4 protein-coding genes and 1 pseudogene are annotated in these 5372 nt (G+C 47.9%); all 5 read left to right on the top strand.

Translation table 11 applies throughout. The annotated features are described in order from the left end of the window. Window positions 1-1204: pseudogene (locus AC1DUA_RS31075) on the top strand (hypothetical protein); the annotation flags it as partial. Between the two features lie 122 nt (window positions 1205-1326). After that, window positions 1327-1566, top strand: a complete 240-nt coding sequence (locus tag AC1DUA_RS31070) for a hypothetical protein (protein ID WP_477503419.1) — start codon at window positions 1327-1329, stop codon at window positions 1564-1566. 125 nt (window positions 1567-1691) lie between these two features. Then, a complete protein-coding gene (locus AC1DUA_RS31065) occupies window positions 1692-1970 on the top strand; it encodes a helix-turn-helix domain-containing protein (RefSeq protein WP_477503418.1) in 279 nt (92 codons plus the stop codon). A 158-nt stretch (window positions 1971-2128) separates the two neighbouring features. Then, window positions 2129-4444, top strand: a complete 2316-nt coding sequence (locus tag AC1DUA_RS31060; protein WP_477503417.1) for a glycoside hydrolase family 95 protein — start codon at window positions 2129-2131, stop codon at window positions 4442-4444. A 105-nt stretch (window positions 4445-4549) separates the two neighbouring features. Beyond that, a partial coding sequence (locus AC1DUA_RS31055) for a cache domain-containing protein (RefSeq protein WP_477503416.1) occupies window positions 4550-5372 on the top strand: 823 nt, incomplete at its 3' end.

The raw sequence follows: 5372 nt of genomic DNA, 5'->3' as shown, positions 1-5372 counted from the left end.
TCAATACGGTGATTCGTATGGTTTGCCTTTTTCCTGTCAATTGCCCAACATGGATATCTCTAGCGTTTCCTTCCAGTTCGGCTTCGTTGGGCAGCAGCCTGGGATCGGATATCAGTTGCTTCGTTATGGTGATAAAGATGGCGTGCCTGAGGCGTTTGAGAAAGGTGTGAATGTCATCGACTTCTGGGTGAGAACGGCTATGACGGATTCGGGCCTGCCGCAAATGTGCTATAACCCGAACATCAGCGGATTCGAGCCGTATCCCCACTACATCCGGATGCTGGCCGATGGGATTGAGCCGATTCTGGACGCCTTTCTCTACCTGCGCGGAAAAGGAGACCTGCGTCCATCTTGGCTGGAATTTTGCAAAAGAACGGCCGATTGGCTCGTGGATATTCAGAATGAAGATGGCAGCTATTACCGGGCTTATCATACCGACAGTTCCATTCGGATGGACTCGAAGGCCAACACGCCCAGCGTGATTCGTTTCCTGGTCCAATTCTATCTTATGTCGGGAGACGAGAGATATAAGGCTGCAGCGATCCGTGCCGGAGATTGGTCCTTTGATTGTAATTACCTCAATATGGAGTATCGGGGTGGTACCTGCGACAACTCCGACATTCAGGATAAAGAGGCTGGCATTTATGCTTTATTCGGATTCCTTGCCCTATATGATCTCACAGGCGAGGAGAAGTGGCTGGAAGGCGCGATCGGCGCTGCTGATTATACGGAGACGTGGACGTATGCTTGGTCATTCCCGGTACGCACGATCTGGCCGAAACATCCTTTCAACCACTATTCGATCAGCGGACAGAGCATCATCACGATCGGAGGGGGGGCCGACGTGTATATGGCCGCCTGCTCGTACACCTACTACAGGTTGTATGTCATTACAGGTGATGAACACTATCTCGACTTCGCTGAGTTCATCCATAAGAACACCAGGCAGTCGAGCGATGTGGATGGCAGCGTGGGATACGCTATGCCCGGCCTGGGTCATGAAAGCGGCAACTTTACGACCCAAACTCTGCAAAGCCACTACCACTGGCTGCCGTGGTGTACCTATGTGGAAGTCGATCCCTCATCGAGGCTGTATGACACCTTCGGAGGCTACGAAATTGCGGATGCGCAAAAGCTCAGCACAGAGGAGCGGGCGAAGAAAAACCGCATTTATGACACCTTTACAAGGGGCGTTCTTTCTTGACACATTGACCAGCACAGCGCCAATAAAGCGTTGTTCCTTTGCTTCGTTGACTGTTTTCAATCAGTAATATATGCTAATAAATAATTGATGCAATGTTATTTTTTGGATACTGGAGGATCATGATGACCAACATTTTTTATGTTGAGTATGATGCCGCTCACGCAAGCAATTTTGTGTTCGATATCCCAGAGGGCCATCATTGCTGGCTGCTCGTCGTGACCCATACACCTGCCCTGTTTTGGGTTAATGGAGAATTGAAAGAGTATCCGGCGCACAGTGGGGTTCTATACCATCCCCACCAAAAAATTTATTACCGGGCATGTGCGGAACAATATAAGAACGACTGGATTCGAGCTTACTGAGAACCCTGTTTAACAAGTTGCTGGAATCTTACTTTCAAGAAGTCATTACACCTCAATACTACAATTTGTTGACGCTTCGGACCGCCATTTACAGTAATCCTAGCCAGGATTGGGCGGTTCCGAGAATGGCTGACTCGATTCGAATCAGTCCTGGGTATTTGCAGACCATATACAAGAAGACTTTCGGGATTTCTTGTATGGATGACGTAATTACAAGCCGCATCCGCCAAGCCAAGGAGTATTTGTTGCACGGCTCGCTATCCATCGCGGAGGTCTCTTTACGCTGTGGGTACAACAACGTGGAGCACTTTTGCCGTCAATTCAAGCAGATTACGGGCTCTACACCAAGAAAGTTTCACAAGCAGTTGGAAGGCGTGTCTGTTGAGAGGGCCGCTAGAACTTAGTTTACACAACTAAACAGAGAGGAAGCAATGGCTAACAACCAGCAATAAGATCTACATGTAAATGTAACCGGTAGGGGCAACTATGCCTCTACCGGATTTTGGTTACTTATGGTAGATTCATAGATACGAGGGTTGGAACTGAGAAGGAGGGGAAGCAGTTGACAGATCTTAAGCTGTTATTTAAGAGTCCAGCAACGAAATGGGATGAGACACTGCCAATCGGTAACGGCAGATTGGGAGCGATGGTGTATGGTCGGACGCAACAAGAACGATTGCAATTAAACGAGGACTCCGTCTGGTACGGGGGATCACGCGACCGCAATAACCCGGATGCCAAGGCAAATCTTCCGGAAATCCGACGTTTACTATTTGAAGGAAAGTTAAAGGAAGCTGAGAAACTCGCTGTCATGGCGTTGTCCGGTTTACCGGAATCGCAGCGGCATTATTTACCTCTCGGTCATCTTTTACTTGACTTCTCTCTTCCAGATGGCGAACCGGATCATTATGAGCGTACATTAGATTTGGAAAGCGGCACTGTTACGGTAACCTTCAGTCAGGGCGGCGTTTTATTCAAGCGCGAGCTTTTTGCTAGTTATGTTGATCAGGCAATCATCATGAGGCTTACAGCCGATCAGTCTGGTGAAATCGGTTTCACTACACGTCTGGAGCGCGGACGTTGGCGCTACGCTGACCGTGCTGGACGAGAGGGAAACGACGCGATCTGGATGGGCGGTAATTGCGGCGGTGAGGGAGGCAGCGAGTATGGGGCAGTGCTGAGAGCAACAGCAGAAGGCGGTACAGTGAAAGCGATAGGCGAGCACCTAATCGTGGAGAACGCAAATAGTGTGACACTTGTTCTAACCGCAGCAACGACATTCCGTTTCCTTGATCCTTTGGTAGAAGCAAGGGAGAAAGCGGAGAGTGCTATCCGTCTGGATTATCAATCGCTGTATCAGAGACACGTAGACGACTATTGTGCATTATTCGGGCGAGTATCGTTGTCGTTGGTTATGGAAGACGCGGAAATCGGACGCATAAGTTTACCACAACGCATGGACAGGCTTAAGGGCGGAGAGTCCGATCCAGACCTATTTGCGCTGTATTTTCAGTTCGGCCGTTACTTGCTCATCTCTTCCAGCAGGCCTGGCTCGCTGCCCGCCAATTTGCAGGGTATCTGGAACGAACACTTTCTCCCGGCGTGGGACAGCAAATATACAATCAACATCAATGCGCAGATGAATTACTGGCCAGCGGAATCGTGCGGGCTTTCTGAATGCCACGAACCTCTCTTTGAGTTGCTGGAAAGGATGCGCGAACCTGGCCGGCATACGGCGTCCGTTATGTACGGCTGCAGGGGGTTCACGGCTCACCATAATACCGATATCTGGGCGGATACTGCTCCACAGGATACATGGCTGCCCTCCACATATTGGCCGATGGGAGCTGCATGGCTTTCACTGCATCTATGGGAGCATTACCAATTTACAATGGATGTGGAATTTCTCAGCAACGCTTATGACACTTTGCGGGAAGCTGCGTTGTTCTTGATTGATTACGTCGTGGAAACTCCAGGCGGTGAGCTGGTTACCTGCCCATCTGTGTCTCCAGAAAATACATATATCCTTCCAACTGGAGAATCCGGCGTATTATGTGCGGGACCATCGATGGACACACAGATCATTCGTGAGCTGTTCACAGCTGTACTAGAGACAGAACGGATACTCGGCATCCAGAAAAGTGAGCCGCTAGGATCAGAGTTGCAACGCGTACTGATGAAGCTTCCCCAGTCCAAAATTGGACGGTATGGCCAACTTCAGGAATGGTATGAAGATTACGAAGAGGAGGAGCCAGGGCATCGCCATATCTCCCATTTGTTTGCCTTGCATCCCGGTAGCCAGATTACGCTTGATGGCACGCCCGAACTGGCGGCAGCTGCACTGTGCACGCTAGAGCGGCGTTTGGCGAACGGTGGAGGCCATACCGGATGGAGTAGAGCGTGGATCATTAATTTCTGGGCTAGGCTCAGGAAAGGCGAAGAGGCGATGAACAATCTTAATGAGCTTCTGACACATTCGACGCTGCCAAACTTTTTTGACAATCATCCGCCATTCCAGATCGATGGAAATTTTGGCGGTGCGGCTGCAATCGCTGAAATGCTACTTCAGAGCCATGCAGGGGAGATCCATCTATTGCCTGCGCTCCCACAAGCGTGGCATTCAGGTAAAGTGACAGGTCTTCGTGCCAGAGGCGGCTTCTTGGTCGACATGGAGTGGGCGGAAGGAGCGCTGCAAGCCGCTCGCATTGTTTCTGATAAAGGCGCTGCCCTATGCAAGGTGCGTAGCAGCATCGAAGTAACGGTAACGGCTAACGGAGAACCAATTCATGTTTTGCAGAAGGACGGAGTCTTCGACTTTGAGACCGTTATTGGTGGCGTATATAACCTCGAAGCGTCCTCTCCAAAGTGCTCATCTTGAGGAGTAACAGCGAGTAACAAAAATAACAACATCGGAGGTAGTCCGGCTTACTACACTTCAAGCGAAGCTATAAAAACGAAAATAAGTACCTCTTCCATCCAGTTAATGAATCAGGTCAGTGAAAATATTCAAAATGAACTGACTAAGCTTGAAAATGACAGTGTGGATATCGCTTTTTCCGATATTATCCAAAGTACGTTAACTGACTTTAATACGATGAGTGAGTGGAAGAGGAATGACGCGGAGCTAAAAATGCAAAGTATGCTAGCAAAAAGGTTTTCATTCAATCATAGTGTTTCGGACGTTCTTGTATATACAATGCTGAAAGAAAAAATCATCGCTTATGGCGACGTCAGCTTCAAATTTAATCTTACCTCGGATTTTTTGAATCGTATTTTTGTACAAACGGCAGCGAATAACGGTGTTCCCCTATGGACAATTGAAAGCGGTGAAGACGAAGTAAGAGAGTCGAGTTATCGGTTCACCAATTACGGAAAGGTAGGCATATTGTTGACCCGAAGCTTTAAATCTTTTGATGGAATTCCGATCGGATATATGATCATGAGGATTGATGAAAAGCATATCTTAAAGAAATTTAAAGATATAAATCTCGGACAAGGGTCAGATATTTTCATAGTAAATGGTAAGGGAACCGTTATTTCAAGCCAAAACCCGGAAATGGAAGCAGCCAAGCCTTATCTCGACCATTCGTTAATTGAGGAGCTTAAGAAGAACAAAGAAGATAATTCATATTCATTCACCGGCACCGTTTCAGGAAAGCGAAATCTGATAGCTTATAACTATATACCTAGTGCCGACTGGTACGTAATTAGTATCATTCCGTTTACGTATTTAAATGATGAGTCCATAAAGACAAGTATCTATATTATATTTTTAGGGATTTTTTGTTTTTTGCTTGCCCTGATTC

Source organism: Paenibacillus sp. 01T422 (genome assembly GCF_056398785.1).
The sequence above is the reverse complement of the archived record's forward strand: the minus strand, read 5'-3'. Positions and strand labels throughout refer to the sequence as shown.